The organism is Enterobacter sp. 200527-13 (assembly GCF_027924865.1).
In the GTDB taxonomy this organism is placed as follows: Bacteria; Pseudomonadota; Gammaproteobacteria; order Enterobacterales; family Enterobacteriaceae; genus Enterobacter; species Enterobacter ludwigii.
In genome coordinates, this window is the sequence record NZ_BSCM01000001.1 from 733,827 (window position 1) to 751,888 (window position 18,062).

Genomic DNA, 18,062 nt, shown 5'->3' on the forward strand with positions numbered 1-18,062 from the left:
GCGGACAATGAGTACCTTAGAACCTCCAGCCCGCGTTGAGAAACCGGGTGGCTTCGCGCACTGGCTGGCGCGCATGCAGATGAATCACGGACGCAAGCTGGTGATTGCCATGCCTTACGTGTGGCTGATCCTGCTGTTCCTGCTGCCGTTCCTGATCGTTTTTAAGATAAGCCTGGCGGAAATGGCGCGGGCGATCCCGCCCTATACCAACCTGCTGGACTGGGCTGACGGACAGCTGACGCTGACCCTTAACCTCGGCAATTTCCTGCAGTTGACGGAAGATCCGCTCTATTTCGAAGCTTATCTGCAGTCGTTGCAGGTGGCGGCGATCTCGACGATCTGCTGTCTGCTGCTGGGTTACCCGCTGGCATGGGCCGTGGCGCACAGTAAATCCTCGACGCGCAACATTCTGCTGTTGCTGGTGATCCTGCCGTCATGGACCTCGTTCCTGATCCGCGTCTACGCGTGGATGGGGATCCTGAAAAACAACGGCGTGCTGAATAACTTCCTGATGTGGCTTGGGGTTATCGATCAACCCCTGACGATCCTGCATACCAATCTCGCGGTCTATATCGGGATTGTTTACGCCTATCTGCCGTTTATGGTGCTGCCAATTTATACGGCGCTGACGCGTATCGATTATTCGCTGGTGGAAGCATCGCTTGACCTTGGTGCCCGACCGCTTAAAACCTTCTTCAGCGTTATCGTTCCGTTGACCCGGGGCGGCATTATTGCCGGGTCGATGCTGGTCTTTATCCCGGCGGTAGGGGAGTTTGTGATCCCGGAACTGCTCGGTGGCCCGGACAGCATCATGATTGGGCGCGTGCTGTGGCAGGAGTTCTTTAATAACCGCGACTGGCCTGTGGCGTCTGCGGTGGCGATCGTGATGTTGCTCCTGCTGATCGTACCGATCATGTGGTTCCACAAACATCAGCAGAAACAGATGGGAGACCACGGATGAACAACTTACCGGTAGTGCGCTCCCCGTGGCGAATTGCCATCCTGGTGATTGGCTTTACTTTCCTGTATGCACCCATGTTGATGCTGGTGATCTACTCGTTCAACAGCTCCAAACTGGTAACGGTATGGGCCGGCTGGTCGACGCGCTGGTACGGCGAATTGTTCCATGATGACGCGATGATGAGCGCGGTGGGGCTGAGCCTGACCATCGCCGCGCTGGCGGCCACGATGGCCTCCGTGCTGGGGACCATCGCCGCGCTGGTCATGGTGCGCTTCGGGCGTTTTCGGGGGTCGAACGGCTTTGCCTTTATGATCACCGCGCCGCTGGTTATGCCAGACGTTATCACCGGTCTGGCGCTGCTGCTGCTGTTCGTGGCCCTGGCGCATGCCATTGGCTGGCCGGCAGATCGCGGCATGCTCACCATCTGGCTGGCGCACGTCACCTTCTGTACCGCGTACGTGGCGGTGGTTATCTCTTCGCGTTTGCGCGAGCTGGACCGCTCCATTGAAGAGGCGGCGATGGATCTCGGTGCGACGCCGCTGAAGGTCTTCTTCATCATTACGCTGCCGATGATTATGCCGGCGGTGATCTCCGGCTGGCTGCTGGCGTTTACGCTGTCGCTCGACGATCTGGTTATCGCCAGCTTTGTCTCAGGACCGGGCGCGACGACGCTGCCTATGCTGGTCTTCTCCAGCGTACGCATGGGGGTCAATCCGGAGATTAACGCCCTGGCCTCGATCATCCTCGGGGTGGTCGGAATTGTCGGATTTATCGCCTGGTATTTGATGGCGCGCGCGGAAAAACAACGTGTGCGTGATATCCAGCGTGCAAGACGCGGCTGAAGGATTTAAAATTTCCAGTGATGTGCCGCGCATGACGCGGCACTGTTTTTCAGGGAAGTAAAACATTGGGATTATTAAAAAAATCACGTCTTACGCACGCTCGTCCAAACGTCCCTGCACTGGTGCAGGTGGCGGCGCTCGCTATTATTATGATCCGCTGTCTTGATGTGCTGATGATCCTTAACACCCTGGGTGTGCGCGGTATGGCTGAATTCATTCACCGCAGCGTACAGACGTGGAACCTGACGCTGGTCTTTTTGAGCAGCCTGGTACTGGTGTTTATCGAGATTTACTGCGCATTTTCGCTGGTCAGAGGACGCAACTGGGCGCGCTGGGTATATTTGCTGACGCAAATTACGGCGGCGAGCTATCTGTGGGCCGCCTCGCTGGGGTATGGCTATCCGGAACTGTTCAGCATTGCGGGTGGATCAAAACGCGAGATTTTGCACGCGCTGTTTTTGCAAAAACTCCCGGATATGCTGGTGCTGTTCTTCCTGTTCGTGCCTGCTTCCAGTCGGCGGTTCTTCCAGCTGCAATAATGTGTATAATCGCAGCCCTCGTGATTCTTAAGGTTTTGATATGCAGTGCGCACTCTATGACGCCGGTCGCTGCCGCTCCTGTCAGTGGATAGAACAGCCGGTTTCTCAGCAACTCACCGCCAAAATGGCCGACCTGCATCACCTGCTGGCAGACCATGCCGTGGGCGAATGGTGCGCACCCGTCAGCGGGCCGGAGCAGGGCTTTCGTAATAAAGCCAAAATGGTGGTGAGCGGCAGCGTTGAAAAACCGCTGCTGGGCATGTTGCATCGCGAGGGTACGCCTGAAGATTTAACCGACTGTCCGCTTTATCCCGCCTCGTTCGCCCCGGTCTTTGCTGCGCTCAAACCGTTTATTGCCCGTGCCGGATTAACGCCCTATAACGTTGCCCGCAAGCGCGGCGAGCTCAAATACCTTCTTCTTACCGAAAGCCAGGTAGACGGCAGCATGATGCTGCGCTTTGTTCTGCGCTCAGACGCCAAGGTGGAGCAGCTTCGCGCGGCGTTGCCATGGCTTCAGCAACAGCTTCCGCAGTTAACCGTTATCACCGCGAATATTCAGCCGGTGCATATGGCTATCATGGAAGGGGAGCGGGAGATCTTCTTCACCGAACAGCATGCGCTGGCAGAAACGTTCAACGATGTACCGCTGTGGATCCGTCCGCAAAGCTTCTTCCAGACCAACCCGACCGTCGCGAGTGCGCTTTATGCCACCGCCCGTGACTGGGTGCGGGCGTTAAATATCCATCATATGTGGGATCTGTTCTGCGGGGTGGGCGGCTTCGGTCTGCACTGCGCCACGCCAGACATGCAGCTTACCGGGATTGAGATCTCCGCCGAAGCGATTGCCTGTGCCAGACAGTCTGCTGCAGAGCTTGGGTTGACCCGGCTGCACTTCCAGGCGCTGGACTCCACGCAGTTCGCGACGGGGCAGGTCAATGTGCCTGAACTGGTGCTGGTGAACCCGCCGCGCCGGGGCATCGGGAAAGCGCTGTGCGACTATCTGAGCCAGATGGCACCGGACTACATCGTCTACTCCAGCTGCAACGCGCAGACGATGGCAAAAGATATCGCGACGCTGCGGGGCTACCGCATTGAACGCGTCCAGCTGTTCGATATGTTCCCGCATACCGCGCATTATGAAGTCCTGACGCTACTCGTTAAATCTTAAACAAAATGTGAACTCTGTCCGCCTGCGAAATCAGGTAAGCTTATCTCATCAGAATTGAAGAAGGCTTACCCATGAAGCAGATCCTGCTGGTGGAAGATGACCACGATATCGCGGCGCTTCTGCGCCTCAACTTAGAAGATGAAGGCTACGCCATCACCCACGAGCCCGACGGGAGCGATGCCTTACAGCGCCTCGAGAAGCAGCCGTGGGATGCGGTGATCCTCGATTTAATGCTCCCCAACGTCGACGGTCTGGAGATTTGCCGTCGCATTCGCCAGATGACCCGCTACCTGCCGGTGATCATCATCAGCGCCCGCAGCAGCGAAACCGACCGCATTACCGGGCTGGAAACCGGGGCGGACGATTATCTGGCCAAGCCGTTTTCGGTACAGGAGCTGATCGCGCGCATCAAGGCGCTGTTCCGACGCCAGCAGGCGATGGGGCAGGCGCAAAGTGCCGGGAATATTCAGGCTCACGGCCTGACGCTCGACCCGCTGGCGCGCAGCGTGCTTTTGCACGGCCAGGTGGTGGATCTCACCCCGCGCGAGTTTGAACTGCTGTACTTCTTTGCCCGTCATCCCGGTGAAGTTTTCTCGCGTCTGGCGCTGCTGGAACAGGTCTGGGGCTATCAGCACGAAGGTTACGAACACACCGTCAACACCCACATTAACCGCCTGCGCATCAAGATTGAGAAGGACGCCGCCGAGCCGGAGATCATTCGCACCGTCTGGGGCAAAGGCTACAAATTTGCGGAGCCAAACGATGCGCCGCTTTAGCCTGAGCCAGCGCCTGACGCTGCTGTTTATTCTGCTGCTGACGCTCTGTGCGACCATCGCCTGCGCGGTGCAACTTTACAGCACCACGCAGTACGGTAATGCGATGGTGCAGCGGCTGTCCGGTGGCCTGGCGCAGCAGATTGTCCAGCGGGAACCGATTCTGGATGCGCAGGGCAGGGTTGACCGCCACGCGCTGAAACCGCTCTTTGACCGGCTGATGACCTTCAATCCAAGCGTCGAACTGTACGTTGTCTCGCCTGATGGCGAACTGCTGGCTGACGCCGCGCCGCCGGGGCATATCCAGCGGCAAAAAATCGACCTCGGGCCGGTGCAGACTTTCCTCAGTGATGCCGCGCGGCCGGTACTGGGCGATGACCCGCGAAGCCAGAACAAAAAGGTTTTCAGCGCAACGCCGTTGCGTCAGGACGGAGAGCTGAAAGGCTATCTGTACATTATTCTGCAGGGCGAAGAGTCAAACGCGCTGGCGGAGATGGCCTGGCATCAGGCGCTCTGGAACACCGTCCTGTGGTCATTGATGTGGGTCGCGCTGTTTGGTCTGCTGGCGGGGTTACTGGTCTGGTACTGGGTAACGCGTCCGGTCAAACGTCTCACGCAGGAAGTGGCCGGGCTGGAGCAGGACAGCATTAGCGCCATTAAGCAGCTGGCGGCGCAGCCTACAGAAACCACGGTAAAGGATGAAGTGGCCACGCTGCGCAATACGTTTATCGAGCTGGCCCGTAAAATCACCCTGCAGTGGGATCAGCTGGCCGACAGCGATCGTCAGCGCCGGGAGTTTATCGCCAATATTTCGCATGATTTACGCACGCCGCTCACCTCCTTGCTGGGCTATCTCGAAACGCTGTCGCTGAAATCCGCGACGCTGACGCCGCAGGAGCACCAGCAGTATCTCGCCACGGCGCTGCGCCAGGGGCAGAAAGTGCGTCATCTTTCGCAGCAGCTGTTTGAACTGGCGCGCCTTGAGCACGGCGGCATCAAACCGCAGCGCGAGCGTTTTGCCATGGGTGAGCTGATTTCAGACGTGGCGCAGAAATTTGAACTCACGGCCCGCACGCGGGAGGTGAACCTGCGCATTGATGTACCGGGCCCGTTGCCGCTGGTGAATGCCGATGTCTCGATGATTGAGCGGGTGGTGACTAACCTGCTGGATAACGCGATGCGGCATACGCCGACCGGTGGAGAGGTCCGTCTGGCGGTCTGGCAGGAGAACGCGCAGCTACAGGTTGAGGTGGCTGATAATGGAACCGGCGTTGATGCTTCTCTTCGCAACGATCTGTTTGAGCGTCCTTCGGCGTTAAATCCGCAGGCATCACGGGAAAACCGTGGCGGGTTGGGGCTGTTGATTGTGAAACGCATGCTGGAACTGCACGGCGGGGGGATCAGGCTGATGGAGTCCACGAACGGGGCTCGTTTTCGCTTCTTTGTTCCACTGTGAAATTGCCGGGTTTGCCCGGCCTACAGACCACCCCCGTAGGCCAGGCTACCCGACAAAAGCTGTTATTGCGGGAACCACTGATCGCTGATTTTCTTGTACGTGCCGTCAGCTTTGATTGCTTTCAGCGCGCCATTCAGTTTTTCCAGCAGAGCTTTGTTATCCGGACGCACCGCAATGCCCAGGCCCGTACCGAAGTACTGTGGATCGGTCACTTTTTCGGTCGCGGTGCCCAGCTGTGGGTTGGTTTTCAGCCACTCGTTCACCACCGCAGTGTCACCGAAGACCCCATCAATACGGCCATTTTTCAGGTCGATAATGGCATTCTGGTAGCTGTCATAGGCCACGGTTTTCACTTCAGGATGTTTGTCCTGCAGGTATTTCTGGTGCGTGGTGCCGTTTTCCATCCCAATGCGTTTGCCTTTCAGCTGGTCAAAGGATGTGTAAGCCCCTTTCTTCGCAATGACCACCGCCGAGTTGGCGTAGTACGGGTCGGTGAAGGTGACCTGCTTGCTACGCTCTGGCGTGATGTCCATCCCGGAGATCACCGCGTCGTATTTTTTGAATTTCAGCGACGGGATCAGGCTGTCAAACGCATGGTTCGTGAACGTGCAGTCGGCCTGCATCTGTTTGCACAGGGCTTTGGCGAGGTCGATATCAAAACCGACAATCTGGTTGCTGGCATCCAGCGACTCAAACGGCGGATAGGTGGCCGAAACGCCGAAGTTGATTTTATCTGCAGCTGATGCGCCAGCGGCGAAAGTGGCCAGTAAAGCGGCCAGAACTAACTTTTTCATTGTAATGCTCCCGTCTGTCAGTCTGTCTTATGCGCCGTGTCTGCGGCATGGAAATACAATGCCATTTAATGAATTTATATTCAATAAAAATGATTAAATATTATTTAACCCATAAAAAAAGACGGGCAGTCGTTAGACTTGCCCGTCTTCGTCAATAAAATTTATGCAAATCTGTGATTAATTACGGCGCTCAAACGCCAGCGCTTTACGTTCGATAAGGCGCATCATCAGCGTCAGCAAACCGTTCACCACCAGATAGACCACGCCCGCGGCACCAAACACCATGACGTCATAGGTGCGTCCATAGAGCAGCTGCCCGTGGCCCATGACTTCCATCAGCGTGATGGTGTAGGCCAGAGACGTACTCTTGAAAACCAGGACCACTTCGTTGGAGTAGGAGGAGAGCGCACGTTTAAACGCGTACGGCAGCAAGATAGCCAGCGTGTCTTTCTTGCTCATGCCCAGCGCACCACAGGACTGCCATTGCCCTTCCGGGATGGCACGGATAGCCCCGTAGAACAGCTGCGTGGTATAGGCCGCGCTGTTCAGCGAAAGGGCAATCAGGGCGCACAGCCATGGCTCAGAAAGCAGGTGCCAGATAACCGGATACTCCTGCAGCGACGGGAACTGACCCGGGCCGTAGTAAATCAGGAAGATCTGCACCAGCAGCGGTGTACCGGTGAACAAGGTAATGTAGGCTCGCACAATCCATACCAGCACCGGCGTTTTTAGCGTCAGGACGATGGTAAAGATCAACGCCAGGATCAGCGCCACGATGATCGATGCGACGGTCAGCGTCAGGCTGGTGTGCAGCCCTTTCATCAGCTCCGGAAAATAGTCAAGCATCAGCCTGGTCTCCGTTCAAAGCGCGTCGCACGCAGATCAATGCGCTTGAGGATGTACTGACTCACCAGCGTGATCACCAGGTAGATAGCCGCCGCCACGATGTACCAGGTAAACGGCTCCTGGGTACGGGTCGCGATACTTTTGGTTTGCAGCATTAAATCGTTCACGCTGATCAGGCTTACCAGCGCGGTATCTTTCAGCAGCACCAGCCACTGGTTACCCAGCCCGGGCAGCGCATGACGCCACATCTGCGGCATCACCAGACGAAAGAAGATCGCCGATTTCGACAAGCCTAACGCCTGGCCAGACTCCCACTGTCCCTGCGGAACCGCTTTCAGCGCACCGCGCAGGGTTTGCGAAGCATACGCGGAATAGAGCAGAGAGAGGGCAATCACGCCGCACAGGAACGGGCTGACGTCAAAGTTCTCAATCTGCATCTGCACCGGGATCTGCACCACACCCAGATTGAGGGTGAAGCCGTCCGACAGCGTTAACAGCAGCTGCGAGGAGCCAAAATAGATAAATAGGACCACCAGAATTTCAGGCAGCCCGCGCAGCACGGTGACCAGCGCTGAGCCGGCCCATGCGACAGGGAACCATTTTGCTGATTCCCATACCGCAAAGATCATCGCCAGCACAAGGCCGATAATCAATGCGCAAACGGCAAGGCCGACGGTCATCCCGGCGGCGCTTGCTAAAGGAAAAATTTCATTCATCAGGAATTACTTCTGGAACCATTTTTTGTAGATGGTTTCGTAGGTGCCGTCTTTCTTCACTTTTTCCAGCGCAGCGTTGAATTTCTGCTGCAGCTCAGTGTTGCCCTGACGAACGGCAATACCCAGACCCGTGCCGAAGTAATCCTTGTCGGTCACTTTATCGCCCACTGGCGCCAGTTTATCGTTGGCTTTCAGCCACTCGGTCACCACGGCGGTGTCGCCGAACACGCCATCAATACGGCCGTTCTGCAGATCCAGCTTCGCATTCTGGTAGCTGTCATACGGAACGGTGGTGATTTCCGGGTGTTTATCCATGATGAATTTCTGGTGCGTGGTGCCGTTCTGCACGCCCACTTTCTTGCCTTTCAGCTGATCAACCGACGTGAATTTGCCTTTCTGACCAATAAACAAGGCAGAGTTGTCGTAGTAAGGGGTGGTGAACAGAACCTGTTTTTCGCGCTCAGGGGTGATATCCATTCCGGCCATAACAGCGTCGATACGGCGGAACTTCAGGCTTGGGATCAGGCTGTCGAACGCCTGGTTGCTGAAGGTACAGGTTGCGTCGATCTCTTTACACAGGGCGTTTGCCAGATCCACGTCAAAGCCGACAATTTTATTGTTCGCATCAATGGATTCAAACGGAGGATAAGACGCTTCAGTCGCGAAACGAATCGTCTGGGCTGCGGTAGCGGAAAGGGTGACGCTGGCGAGCAGCGCGGCAAGTAATACTTTTTTCATTATCATTTCCCCTGACACAATCAATGAGATAAATAGTTTTTGAACGCATCGGTTTGCGGGTTTGAGAAGCAGCTCGCATCACCTTGCTCAACGATATACCCGTTTTCCATGTAGACCACGCGGCTGGCCGTTTTGCGCGCCACTTCCACTTCATGGGTTACGATGACCTGAGTAATATGGGTTTCCGCCAGCTCGCGAATGATGCTCACGATCTGGGCGGTAATTTCGGGATCCAGCGCCGCGGTCGGTTCATCAAACAGCAGTACCGCAGGCTCCATCATCAGCGCACGGGCAATCGCCACACGTTGCTGCTGACCACCGGACAGGTGCAGCGGATAGCGGTCGCTGTAAGGCTTAAGGCGCAGACGCTCCAGCAGCTTATCCGCACGCGCGATCGCCTGATCTTTGCTTAAGCCCAGCACGCGGCACGGGGCTTCGATCAGGTTTTGCAGTACGGTCAGATGCGGCCAGAGATTGTATTGCTGGAAGACCATGCCAACGTTTTGACGCAGTTCACGAATCGCTTTATCAGACGGTGTTTTCGCGAAATCAAAATGGTTACCGGCGATAGCCAGCGTACCCGAACGGGGCATTTCAAGCAGATTAAGGACACGCAGAAGGGAGCTTTTACCTGCACCGCTTGGGCCAAGCAAAACCAGCGTTTCGCCTTCCGGGCAGTCCAGCGTGATGTCAAACAGCGCCTGGTGTGCGCCGTAGAAGCAGTTAATGCCGTTTAGTTTAATACTCATCGGGGCAGTCTTTACTCATCCAGGCAATCTATAGCAATTGAGGCCGCAGATAGTACCGTTGACAGAATAGTTATGCAATATTTCTGCGTTAAAAGTTAAATATAACCCGCAATACCCTCTAAACATAGCACAAAATAGCGAACGGCAATGTCGGCGAGTATAAATGTCGGCATTCCGCATGAAATGCCGCACATTTTACGGGGTTAACGCTTTTTAAACGGGTGGCTTAGCGGTTTTCAATCGACTGGCGGAGCGTGCCTGCCGGGGCGTGAACGCTGCCACCGACGTACCTTACGTCGTCCACCGCCCAGCACTGGCCTTCACGGATCATCAGCACTTCATCCTGCCAGGTCTGGGTTCCCTGGGTCAGTTTGACGCGCAGGGGAATGTTTCGCGCATCGGTGTTTGGGATCGTTGAAGCACTGGTGACCTCGGCGCTGTCAGGCAGCGTGGCGCGGCTGGAGAACGGATCGGATTTAAGCAGCGCGTTATGCTGCGGATCGCGGGTGGCGTCGCTCAGCAGTTTCGCCAGGCCGTCACTCAGATACGGTCGCAGGGCGGTAATATCATTGCTGCGGTGCTGTATGCGGTAATCATAGAACTGTTGCGCCACGGTATCCGGGCCGCCCTCAATGCATGGGCCGCTGCGGGTACCAATATCCTTAAAGGCTGGCGTGACCGTGGTGGTGCAGGCGCTGAGCACCAGCGCGCAGGGCACGAAAAGTGTTAAAGCTGAATAGCGCATGTTGATTTCCTTATTTATTAACTATCCTTTCAATCATAGCGTAACGAACCGATAATGCTGTACCTAAGGCATTGAACGCTAAAGAAGGAGAGAAAGTATGCAGTTTTCAACAACGCCTACCCTGGAAGGGCAACCTATTACCGAGTACTGCGGCGTGGTCACCGGCGAAGCCATACTGGGCGCGAACATTTTCCGGGACTTCTTTGCCGGCATTCGCGATATCGTGGGGGGACGTTCTGGCGCGTATGAGAAAGAGCTGCGCAAAGCCCGCGAAATTGCGTTTAAAGAGCTTGGCGAACAGGCCAAGGCGCTGGGTGCAGATGCCGTGGTAGGCATCGATATTGACTACGAAACGGTCGGTAAAGATGCCAGCATGCTGATGGTGAGCGTAAGCGGTACGGCGGTGAAAACCCGTCGATGAAGCGCTCGCTTGCCACACTCCTGCTGGCGCTGTTGCTGGCAGGGTGCGCCACGGAAAAAGGCATTATTGATAAAGGTGCCTATGAGCTGGATACCCGCCATCAGGCCCAGGCGGCTTACCCGCGTATAAAGGTGCTGGTGATCCACTACACCGCCGATGACTTTGACAGCTCGCTGGCGACGTTAACCGACAAGAATGTCAGCTCTCACTACCTGATCCCCGCCAAACCGCCTGCCCCTGAGGGCAAACCGCGTATCTGGCAGCTGGTACCGGAGAGCGAACTGGCATGGCATGCCGGCATCAGCTTCTGGCGCGGCACCAACCGTATTAATGACACCTCCGTGGGGATTGAGCTGGAAAACCGGGGCTGGCAAAAAACGGCGGGAGTAAAACATTTCACCCCGTTCGAGCCGGCGCAAATTGCTGCTCTGATCCCGCTCGCCAAAGACATTATCGCCCGCTACGACATTAAGCCGCAGAACGTCGTCGCGCACTCTGATATTGCTCCCCAGCGTAAAGACGATCCCGGCCCGCTGTTCCCCTGGCGCGAACTGGCGCAGCAGGGAATTGGTGCCTGGCCCGATTCGGACCGCGTCAACTTTTATCTCAATGGGCAGCCACGCTATCAGGAAGTGGACAGCGCACTGCTGCTCGATCTGTTAGCGCGGTATGGCTATGAAGTGCCTGAGGCTGCCACAGCCCAGCAGCAGAAAAGAGTGATTACCGTGTTTCAAATGCACTTCCGTCCACAGCTGTGGAATGGTGTGGCTGACCGTGAAACGCTGGCCATCGCTGAAGCGCTTCTGGAAAAGTACGGACAGGGGTGATCCTGCGGGATACCCCCTCGTGAGTATTTTTCGCGTAATTTAAGTAAGATTAATCTTAAGTACAAACTCAATTCATTTTTAGTTAATTGACTTAAAATTATCCGGATTTAAGATGGACACATAGCTTGCTAAGTAAAGCAGCAAATTAACGTAAACAATTTCTACTTTTATTTTCTCCTTGAGTGTTTCATCAGGAAAATATTCCTGGGTTGAGGCCTTACGTCCCAATCCTGAGTTTTATATTTCACATCTTAAATTGGGTATAATAATGTTAAGCATTTACGGTAAAAAATTACGTCCGCAAAACGAAGTCAACGCAATTATTTCTGCAACGTCAGGATTTGAAGAGAAGACGTTAAAAAAGTGGCAGAAATTATCTACCAGTGATTCACAGTATATTCATATTATCGTCAGTGGCGACGTTGAGTTCCGCCGCGAATCTGATGAACTGTGCATGTTCACCGTTCAGGGGCCGTGTATATTTGGGCTTTGTTCTATGTTTTACAGCGCCACGCACATGTATGGCCTCATTCGGTCAAATACCGTCGTGCGCTCGATAAAAAAAGAGGCCTTCGCCCAGCTAATGACTGAAAACAATCTGTGGCCGGAACTGACGAAAGTGCTCTCCTGGTATATTTGTATGCTGAGCAAGCGTGACGATGTGCTGGTTGCCCGCAGTGCCTATTCGGTGGTGCGCGAATTTTTATATGAGATTAATGAACTGATTGTTCAACATCAGCGTGATATCAACATATATGACTATATTCAGGAATACACCAACCTGGCACGCAGTACCATTATTAAAATTCTCTCCGACCTGAAAAAAGGTCAGTATATTGTGGTGGAAAAGGGGCGACTCCTTAACCTGACATCCTTGCCTGAAAAATATTAATTACTCCAGCCGGTCTCCTTTATGACGTAAAGGGGACCGGGAAATATCCTGCGTTTCGTCAACCGGCGGCGCGGGAATTTTGCCTTGCGAATAATCCTGCTCTTGTTCTTTTAACGCCTGCTTAAACAATTCTGTTAATGAGGAACTGTCGCTGCCAGCCTGTGCAGAAGCGTCGGTGTGTGCCCCGGTACCGGGTAACGTATCCCGCGCGGTATCGTGCTGAGCCGCTCCTTCAGGCGCCTGCTGCCAGTCGGTATCATCGCCGTTAATCGGCAGATCCTGCAGGGCAGGCATATCCTCATGCACCGGCGCAGGTTTAGGGTGCGGATGCGGGAAGGGTTTGCTCACATACACATAATGCATATCTGAAAGCTGTGTTTCCGGTCTGGCGCTGCTCGCGTTGATGGGGGCGGGGGCAGGGTGGCGCAGATCCCAATACACATGCGCGTACAACCCGGCCATCAGCATGGCGCACAGACCCAGGAGTCCTAAAACGGTGTGGGCAAAAACGTTTCTCAGTACGGGAAGGCGATATGAAAACCAGACCGCTTCCCCGGTGGTGTAACTGCGCTGAGCCGCAAGGCTGATAGTAGACATCAGGAATGCTTCTCCTGCATTTTCGCATCCGGTATTGCATGCGAAGCCTGGATCAATACGCTCGGCGTGGTGTTGGTTTCCCGCATTAACTGCATCAATGTCTCTTCGCCGGGAATACCGTCCACATGCAGATGCATTTTTTGCTGGAACGCGCGGGTGCGTTTCATCATCTCCGCAGTCCAGCGCTGAGCGTGGGTTTCAGGCTGAGAAAGGGCCTGGCTCAGCTGCTGATCAAGCCAGATCATCTCTTTGCCGTCACTGGTTGCGCTGATGGCGTCTTTACCTTCCGGCGTCAGGCGGTGCAGTTGCGTATAGTTTCCGGTTGCATGCCGGTTAAACCAGCTGCGGCTGACCTGCCAGGTCCGGTTATTCATCAGCAGGTCCATCGAGGTTTCTCCGACGCGGGCGACCACCGCATAGTTAAGATGATTGCCGGTTTTGAGCTCGCTCACCCACGGATAACCTTCGCCTGCCAGCGCATCCGGAGAGGCATTTCCCTGCTTACACATCAGGTTTACCTTCACCGCGTTTTGACACAGCGCATCGTCCGCCGAGGCGTCATACCCCCACATCAGATAAAGCTGATGCATCGCGTCCGGCTGATTGACTATTTCCTTGTCGATAACCGGCACGACGGGGGCCTGAACGGGGGCGGCCGGGTGATTCCAGCTTATCGGGACCGGCAGAGAAACCGGGAGGCGAGCAGTCATTGAGGCGGTGAAATACCAGCCGCAAGCCGCGAACAGCACAGAGGCAAACAGTGAAACCGTTGCCAGACGCTTACCCTGTTTTTTCGCGGGCAGCACCTCTGCGGCCGCCAGGCGTAAATGTCGCGGACTGACCTGGCTTGCGCGTTCGGTCCAGGCCGCAAGCATCGACAGGTGCGCCAGCGCATTCAGTTCACTGATTTTCCCTTTTGTCATTGCGTGCATCTTACGCACGCGCGCCGGGGATAACGGCGAGCTTTCGCCTCCGTGCTCTTCGCACTGCGCCTGCACGTAGCTGAGATATTCACGGCAGGTCAGGGGGCGCAAGGTGTGGTGGGTATGCACATATTCACGCAGATCAGATTGCTGTAGCAGCGCCGCCTGATTTTCCGCGCCCGTCAGCACCACCGATAAATGAAACCCCAGCTCCTGCGCACGGGTGAGCAACATCCCCAGCACCGTCCGGCAGGTCTCTTTCATGGCTTCAGTATGGGAAATGACCAGCACGGTGGCCTGCGTTTTCCCGGCCTGCCACTGCTGCAGCACGGTATCGACCGCCTGAATACGGCTGGCGATTGCTTTCGTGTCCGGGCTGAGCTTGTACAGCAGGCTACTGGCGCTCAGTTTTGGAAACGCGTTGATGGCAAGAACGCGGTTGTCGCTGTTTTTCAGCGCATCGCTGAACTGGCCCAACAGCGAAGTATCGTCGCTAAAGAGCCCGCATATTCCCGCCTGTTGGGTTTTCTCTTTCAGCAGGTTAAAGACGTCCTGATGATAAGGCACCAGAAAATCCCCGGATAAGCGGGTGACCTTCCTGAAGGGCGGGGTTTTAAAAGTAAAGTGGCTCTGATACATAACGACTTACCGTCTCTGATTAGGAATAGCAACAGGTCGTGAAATTACGGTAAGGAGACGGGGCGATCAATTTTTCAACTGGGTAAAAATATCCGGCAGAAATGTCCTAACACCTCGGTTTTAGACGGTCAATAATTTTCTTTATTAAAGTTGGTGGCGAAGTCGATGGTCGTATTCACCGCGTCTCATTACTCTCTTCACACGTTTTGTCGCAGCGTGATGCTGCTTATTTTCGCTTTGTTAAAGGCCAGATGAAAAATGAGGTTCTCATTTCTGTCACGGTGGATAACCCCTTGCATGATGTTGGCGCTGTTAATTTTTAGCGGCCAGCAAGGGTATTTCACATTTAAAGATTATAAAAAGGTTACGAATAGGTTGGCTAACTCTGATGCGCAGCCGCTGAAAAACCGCCGCGAAGAGAAAACATTCACCCTTTTCACGGCGGCAACACGTCAGGACACTGGGCCGGCTGTGCTAAAAGCCCCGCTGGCGGCGGAAATAGAAGGCATTGTGCGCAGTGATGACCCCTGGCTTTCCTTCGCCGTTATTAAAACGCCCGCGGGCCAGAAGAGCTACCGCGAAGGGGAGCCGCTGACCGGTTTTAACGATGCCTTTATTCAGGAAATTAACAAAGACAGTGTCGTCGTGAATTATGAAGGCATCACGCAGACGCTGGCCTTAAAGAAACCGGATTATTTCAAGGGCGGCGTTGATAGCGGCCCGGTAACCAAATCGACAAAAGATGCAGGCGCAGACATGCTGCATCTGAATGATTATCTGGTATTAAAACCGGTTGTCGAAAAAGGCCAACTGGAAGGCTATGCCATTAATCCCCGGAATGCCTCTTCCTTTTATAGCCATTCAGGACTGAAAAAAGGGGATGTGGCAGTCGAAGTGAATGCTGTCGATATGACCGATGAAGTCAAGGCAAAAAATATTATTGCTGAATGGTCAAAAATGAAAGAAGCGGAGGTTGTCGTCAGACGTCACGCTCACCTTGAAAATATTCGGGTCAATGTTCTTAACAATTAATAAGTGTACAGACATGAAGAAATTTCCATGGGCGTGCGTGGCGCTGACCGCATTGTCGTTATATTCGGGTTCGCTGCTCGCAGCCAACTTTAGCGCGAGTTTTAAAAATACCGATATCCGCGAGTTTATCGATACGGTAGGCCGTAACCTTAACAAAACCATTCTCGTCGACCCGTCGGTTCAGGGCTCCGTATCTGTCAGAACCTACAACGTGCTGACGGAGGATGAGTATTACCAGTTCTTCCTGAGTGTGCTGGATCTCTACGGTCTCTCGGTGATCCCGATGGATAACGGTATGGTTAAAGTGGTGCGCTCAAGCGTGGCTCGTACCGCCGGTGCGCCGCTGGCAGACAGCACAAATCCGGGCAAAGGCGATGAGATTATTACCCGTGTCGTGCGCATGGAAAACGTGCCGGTGCGTGAACTCGCGCCGCTGTTGCGTCAACTGAACGATGCTACCGGCATCGGCAACGTGGTGCACTTCGAGCCTTCCAACGTGCTGCTGTTAACCGGTAAAGCGTCCGTGGTGAACCGGCTGGTGGATCTGGTCCAGCGCGTGGATAAAGACGGTATTCAGCGTCGCGAAATCGTCCCCCTGCGCTTTGCTTCCGCCAAAGCGCTCTCCGACATGTTGAATAATCTCAACAATGAAGAGCAGAAAGGGCAGAACGCGCCGCAGTTGGCCACCAAAGTGGTGGCGGATGACGAAACCAACAGCCTGGTGATCAGCGGTTCGGAAGATGCGCGCACGCGTACCCGCAGCCTGATCCATGAGTTAGATCGCGAGCAGAACAACGAGGGGAATACCCGCGTCTTCTATCTCAAGTACGCCAGCGCCACCAAAGTGGTTCCGGTGCTCACCGGTATTGGCGAACAGCTGAAAGACAAAGCCGGCACCGCGAAGGCGAAAACGGCCACCGCGGCAACCGATCTGAATATTACCGCCGACGAGTCAACCAACTCGCTGGTGATCACCGCGCAGCCTAACGTGATGAACTCCCTTGAGAAGGTGATCGACAAGCTCGACATCCGCCGTCCGCAGGTGCTGGTGGAAGCCATCATTGCTGAAGTGCAGGACGGCAACGGTCTGGATCTCGGCGTGCAGTGGACCGGCAAGCACGGTGGCGTCCAGTTCGGCTCCACCGGCCTGCCCATTAGTCAGATAAAAAATGGCACCATCAAGGGCGCCAGCTTTACTGGCCTAGCGACCGGCTTCTTTAACGGTGATTTCGGTGCGCTGATGACCGCGCTCTCAACCGACGGCAAAAACGACATCCTTTCCACGCCAAGTGTGGTCACGCTGGATAACAAAGAGGCGTCATTCAATGTCGGTCAGGACGTGCCGGTGCTTTCCGGTTCGCAGACCACCAGTGGCGATAATGTCTTTAACTCCGTAGAGCGCAAGACGGTGGGGACCAAACTGAAAATTGTGCCGCAAATCAACGACGGCGACATGATCCACCTGAAGATTGAGCAGGAAGTCTCAAGCGTCGACAACAGCGCAACGGAAGACGCCAGCCTTGGCCCAACCTTTAATACCCGAACCATCAATAACGAAGTGATGGTGCACAGCGGGCAAACGGTGGTGCTCGGCGGCCTGATGGAGAATGTCACTAAGCAGTCGGTCTCCAAAGTGCCGCTGCTGGGGGATATTCCGCTGGTCGGGCAGCTTTTCCGCTACACCTCGCAGGACGCGTCCAAACGCAACCTGATGGTCTTTATTCATACCACCGTGCTGCGTGACGACGACATGTGCATTCCGGGCGAACCGGCGTTGTTCTCACTGTGGTTGCTGGCCGCGTTTCTGCTGCCGCTGGCGATGATTGACTGGCAGCATCAGTTGCTCCCTGACTGTCTGACCCAGCCGTTGCTGTGGGCAGGACTGTTGTTACACCTCGTTGACCACACGCTGCCGCTTAAGGATGCGCTGGTGGGGGCGGTGGCTGGCTACCTTTCGCTCTGGTCTCTCTACTGGGCATTTCGTCTGCTTACCGGACGAGAAGGATTAGGCTATGGCGATTTTAAACTTCTGGCGGCGTTAGGCGCCTGGTGCGGCTGGCAGGCACTGCCCACCCTGGAATTGATTGCCGCGTTAAGCGGTATTGTCGGATATTTCGCGACAAGACATGCGAATAAAAATAACCGCATTATTTCTTTCGGTCCTTATTTAGCTTTTGCCGGCATGACGGTTTTTGTTTATCAGGTTGCCTGTTCCACATTCTGAATACACCGGTCAAGTTTTTTTAGTGATTTTTTCGATTGGGGAATGAAAGGAATACAGTATTTATTCAGCGTATCGTTAAAGACATAAGCTTCACAGAATTCGAGCTTGTATCTTTTAATGGAGGAATACAGCGCGCCACAGAAATAGCGGTTAACGATTATTGCTTAAGTTGAAATTCAA

At 54.7% G+C, this 18,062-nt stretch carries 19 protein-coding genes; 11 read left to right on the forward strand and 8 right to left on the reverse strand.

What is annotated here, in order from left to right; translation table 11 throughout:
• The first annotated feature begins 7 nt into the window (after positions 1–7).
• From potH to QMG44_RS03485, 6 genes are all read left to right on the forward strand, one after another.
• The gene (gene potH, locus QMG44_RS03460; protein WP_014169313.1) at positions 8–961 is read left to right on the forward strand and encodes a putrescine ABC transporter permease PotH; all 954 of its coding nucleotides are present in this window, start codon (positions 8–10) and stop codon (positions 959–961) included.
• Positions 958–1,803: a putrescine ABC transporter permease PotI gene (gene potI, locus QMG44_RS03465; protein ID WP_020884869.1), complete on the forward strand. Its 846-nt coding sequence runs from the start codon at positions 958–960 to the stop codon at positions 1,801–1,803. Before potH ends, potI begins: the two co-directional genes overlap by 4 nt.
• A 65-nt stretch (positions 1,804–1,868) precedes the next feature.
• A complete protein-coding gene (locus QMG44_RS03470; protein WP_014169315.1) occupies positions 1,869–2,342 on the forward strand; it encodes a YbjO family protein in 474 nt (157 codons plus the stop codon).
• Between the two features lie 40 nt (positions 2,343–2,382).
• A complete protein-coding gene (gene rlmC, locus QMG44_RS03475) occupies positions 2,383–3,510 on the forward strand; it encodes a 23S rRNA (uracil(747)-C(5))-methyltransferase RlmC (protein WP_086532740.1) in 1,128 nt (375 codons plus the stop codon).
• Between the two features lie 71 nt (positions 3,511–3,581).
• Positions 3,582–4,286, forward strand: a complete 705-nt coding sequence (locus QMG44_RS03480) for a response regulator transcription factor (protein WP_040017022.1) — start codon at positions 3,582–3,584, stop codon at positions 4,284–4,286.
• Positions 4,273–5,739: an ATP-binding protein gene (locus QMG44_RS03485; protein WP_086532739.1), complete on the forward strand. Its 1,467-nt coding sequence runs from the start codon at positions 4,273–4,275 to the stop codon at positions 5,737–5,739. The genes QMG44_RS03480 and QMG44_RS03485 overlap by 14 nt, the downstream gene beginning before the upstream one ends.
• Before the next feature lie 62 nt (positions 5,740–5,801).
• On the opposite strand, the gene artJ is transcribed toward QMG44_RS03485, so the two are convergent.
• From artJ to QMG44_RS03515, 6 genes are all read right to left on the reverse strand, one after another.
• On the reverse strand, positions 5,802–6,533 hold the full coding sequence (gene artJ / locus QMG44_RS03490; RefSeq protein WP_020884865.1) for an arginine ABC transporter substrate-binding protein ArtJ: 732 nt from the start codon (positions 6,531–6,533) through the stop codon (positions 5,802–5,804).
• A gap of 177 nt (positions 6,534–6,710) precedes the next feature.
• Positions 6,711–7,379, reverse strand: coding sequence for an arginine ABC transporter permease ArtM (gene artM, locus QMG44_RS03495; protein WP_025204592.1), 669 nt, complete (start codon positions 7,377–7,379; stop codon positions 6,711–6,713).
• Positions 7,379–8,095 carry an arginine ABC transporter permease ArtQ gene (artQ, locus tag QMG44_RS03500; protein WP_014169322.1) on the reverse strand — a complete coding sequence of 239 codons (717 nt, stop codon included), beginning with the start codon at positions 8,093–8,095 and terminating at the stop codon, positions 7,379–7,381. Before artQ ends, artM begins: the two co-directional genes overlap by 1 nt.
• A 6-nt stretch (positions 8,096–8,101) precedes the next feature.
• Complete coding sequence (artI, locus tag QMG44_RS03505; RefSeq protein ID WP_020884864.1) at positions 8,102–8,833, reverse strand: arginine ABC transporter substrate-binding protein ArtI; 732 nt, start codon at positions 8,831–8,833, stop codon at positions 8,102–8,104.
• Between the two features lie 20 nt (positions 8,834–8,853).
• Complete coding sequence (artP, locus tag QMG44_RS03510) at positions 8,854–9,582, reverse strand: arginine ABC transporter ATP-binding protein ArtP (protein ID WP_014169324.1); 729 nt, start codon at positions 9,580–9,582, stop codon at positions 8,854–8,856.
• Between the two features lie 226 nt (positions 9,583–9,808).
• Positions 9,809–10,327, reverse strand: coding sequence for a lipoprotein (locus tag QMG44_RS03515; protein WP_014169325.1), 519 nt, complete (start codon positions 10,325–10,327; stop codon positions 9,809–9,811).
• 97 nt (positions 10,328–10,424) lie between these two features.
• On the opposite strand from QMG44_RS03515, the gene QMG44_RS03520 reads away from it, so the two are divergent.
• The 3 genes from QMG44_RS03520 to QMG44_RS03530 all read left to right on the forward strand — a co-directional run bounded on the left by QMG44_RS03520 (position 10,425) and on the right by QMG44_RS03530 (position 12,467).
• Complete coding sequence (locus QMG44_RS03520) at positions 10,425–10,748, forward strand: heavy metal-binding domain-containing protein (protein ID WP_006174327.1); 324 nt, start codon at positions 10,425–10,427, stop codon at positions 10,746–10,748.
• A complete protein-coding gene (locus tag QMG44_RS03525) occupies positions 10,745–11,575 on the forward strand; it encodes an N-acetylmuramoyl-L-alanine amidase (RefSeq protein WP_086532738.1) in 831 nt (276 codons plus the stop codon). Before QMG44_RS03520 ends, QMG44_RS03525 begins: the two co-directional genes overlap by 4 nt.
• 268 nt (positions 11,576–11,843) lie before the next feature.
• The gene (locus QMG44_RS03530) at positions 11,844–12,467 is read left to right on the forward strand and encodes a helix-turn-helix domain-containing protein (protein WP_047955283.1); all 624 of its coding nucleotides are present in this window, start codon (positions 11,844–11,846) and stop codon (positions 12,465–12,467) included.
• Here the strand turns inward: QMG44_RS03530 and QMG44_RS03535 are convergent, their stop codons facing one another.
• Together QMG44_RS03535 and QMG44_RS03540 are read right to left on the reverse strand one after the other, a co-directional pair.
• Complete coding sequence (locus tag QMG44_RS03535) at positions 12,468–13,064, reverse strand: hypothetical protein (protein ID WP_086532737.1); 597 nt, start codon at positions 13,062–13,064, stop codon at positions 12,468–12,470.
• A complete protein-coding gene (locus tag QMG44_RS03540) occupies positions 13,064–14,626 on the reverse strand; it encodes an ExeA family protein (RefSeq protein WP_086532736.1) in 1,563 nt (520 codons plus the stop codon). The genes QMG44_RS03535 and QMG44_RS03540 overlap by 1 nt, the downstream gene beginning before the upstream one ends.
• Positions 14,627–14,926: 300 nt before the next feature.
• Between QMG44_RS03540 and gspC the strand changes: the two genes are divergently transcribed.
• Entirely contained in the window at positions 14,927–15,658 is a 732-nt protein-coding gene (gene gspC, locus QMG44_RS03545) for a type II secretion system protein GspC (RefSeq protein ID WP_086532936.1), read from the forward strand.
• Positions 15,659–15,671: 13 nt separating this feature from the next.
• Positions 15,672–17,882, forward strand: coding sequence for a type II secretion system secretin GspD (gspD, locus tag QMG44_RS03550; RefSeq protein ID WP_086532735.1), 2,211 nt, complete (start codon positions 15,672–15,674; stop codon positions 17,880–17,882).
• Positions 17,883–18,062: the final 180 nt, after the last annotated feature.

Bases quoted from the DNA above. Each gene is read 5' to 3' on its own strand.
- potH (WP_014169313.1), top strand. From the start codon at position 8: ATGAGTACCTTAGAACCTCCAGCCCGCGTTGAGAAACCGGGTGGCTTC.
- potI (WP_020884869.1), top strand. From the start codon at position 958: ATGAACAACTTACCGGTAGTGCGCTCCCCGTGGCGAATTGCCATCCTG.
- rlmC (WP_086532740.1), top strand. From the start codon at position 2,383: ATGCAGTGCGCACTCTATGACGCCGGTCGCTGCCGCTCCTGTCAGTGG.
- QMG44_RS03480 (WP_040017022.1), top strand. From the start codon at position 3,582: ATGAAGCAGATCCTGCTGGTGGAAGATGACCACGATATCGCGGCGCTT.
- QMG44_RS03485 (WP_086532739.1), top strand. From the start codon at position 4,273: ATGCGCCGCTTTAGCCTGAGCCAGCGCCTGACGCTGCTGTTTATTCTG.
- artJ (WP_020884865.1), bottom strand. From the start codon at position 6,533: ATGAAAAAGTTAGTTCTGGCCGCTTTACTGGCCACTTTCGCCGCTGGC.
- artM (WP_025204592.1), bottom strand. From the start codon at position 7,379: ATGCTTGACTATTTTCCGGAGCTGATGAAAGGGCTGCACACCAGCCTG.
- artQ (WP_014169322.1), bottom strand. From the start codon at position 8,095: ATGAATGAAATTTTTCCTTTAGCAAGCGCCGCCGGGATGACCGTCGGC.
- artI (WP_020884864.1), bottom strand. From the start codon at position 8,833: ATGAAAAAAGTATTACTTGCCGCGCTGCTCGCCAGCGTCACCCTTTCC.
- artP (WP_014169324.1), bottom strand. From the start codon at position 9,582: ATGAGTATTAAACTAAACGGCATTAACTGCTTCTACGGCGCACACCAG.
- QMG44_RS03515 (WP_014169325.1), bottom strand. From the start codon at position 10,327: ATGCGCTATTCAGCTTTAACACTTTTCGTGCCCTGCGCGCTGGTGCTC.
- QMG44_RS03520 (WP_006174327.1), top strand. From the start codon at position 10,425: ATGCAGTTTTCAACAACGCCTACCCTGGAAGGGCAACCTATTACCGAG.
- QMG44_RS03525 (WP_086532738.1), top strand. From the start codon at position 10,745: ATGAAGCGCTCGCTTGCCACACTCCTGCTGGCGCTGTTGCTGGCAGGG.
- QMG44_RS03530 (WP_047955283.1), top strand. From the start codon at position 11,844: ATGTTAAGCATTTACGGTAAAAAATTACGTCCGCAAAACGAAGTCAAC.
- QMG44_RS03535 (WP_086532737.1), bottom strand. From the start codon at position 13,064: ATGTCTACTATCAGCCTTGCGGCTCAGCGCAGTTACACCACCGGGGAA.
- QMG44_RS03540 (WP_086532736.1), bottom strand. From the start codon at position 14,626: ATGTATCAGAGCCACTTTACTTTTAAAACCCCGCCCTTCAGGAAGGTC.
- gspC (WP_086532936.1), top strand. From the start codon at position 14,927: ATGTTGGCGCTGTTAATTTTTAGCGGCCAGCAAGGGTATTTCACATTT.
- gspD (WP_086532735.1), top strand. From the start codon at position 15,672: ATGAAGAAATTTCCATGGGCGTGCGTGGCGCTGACCGCATTGTCGTTA.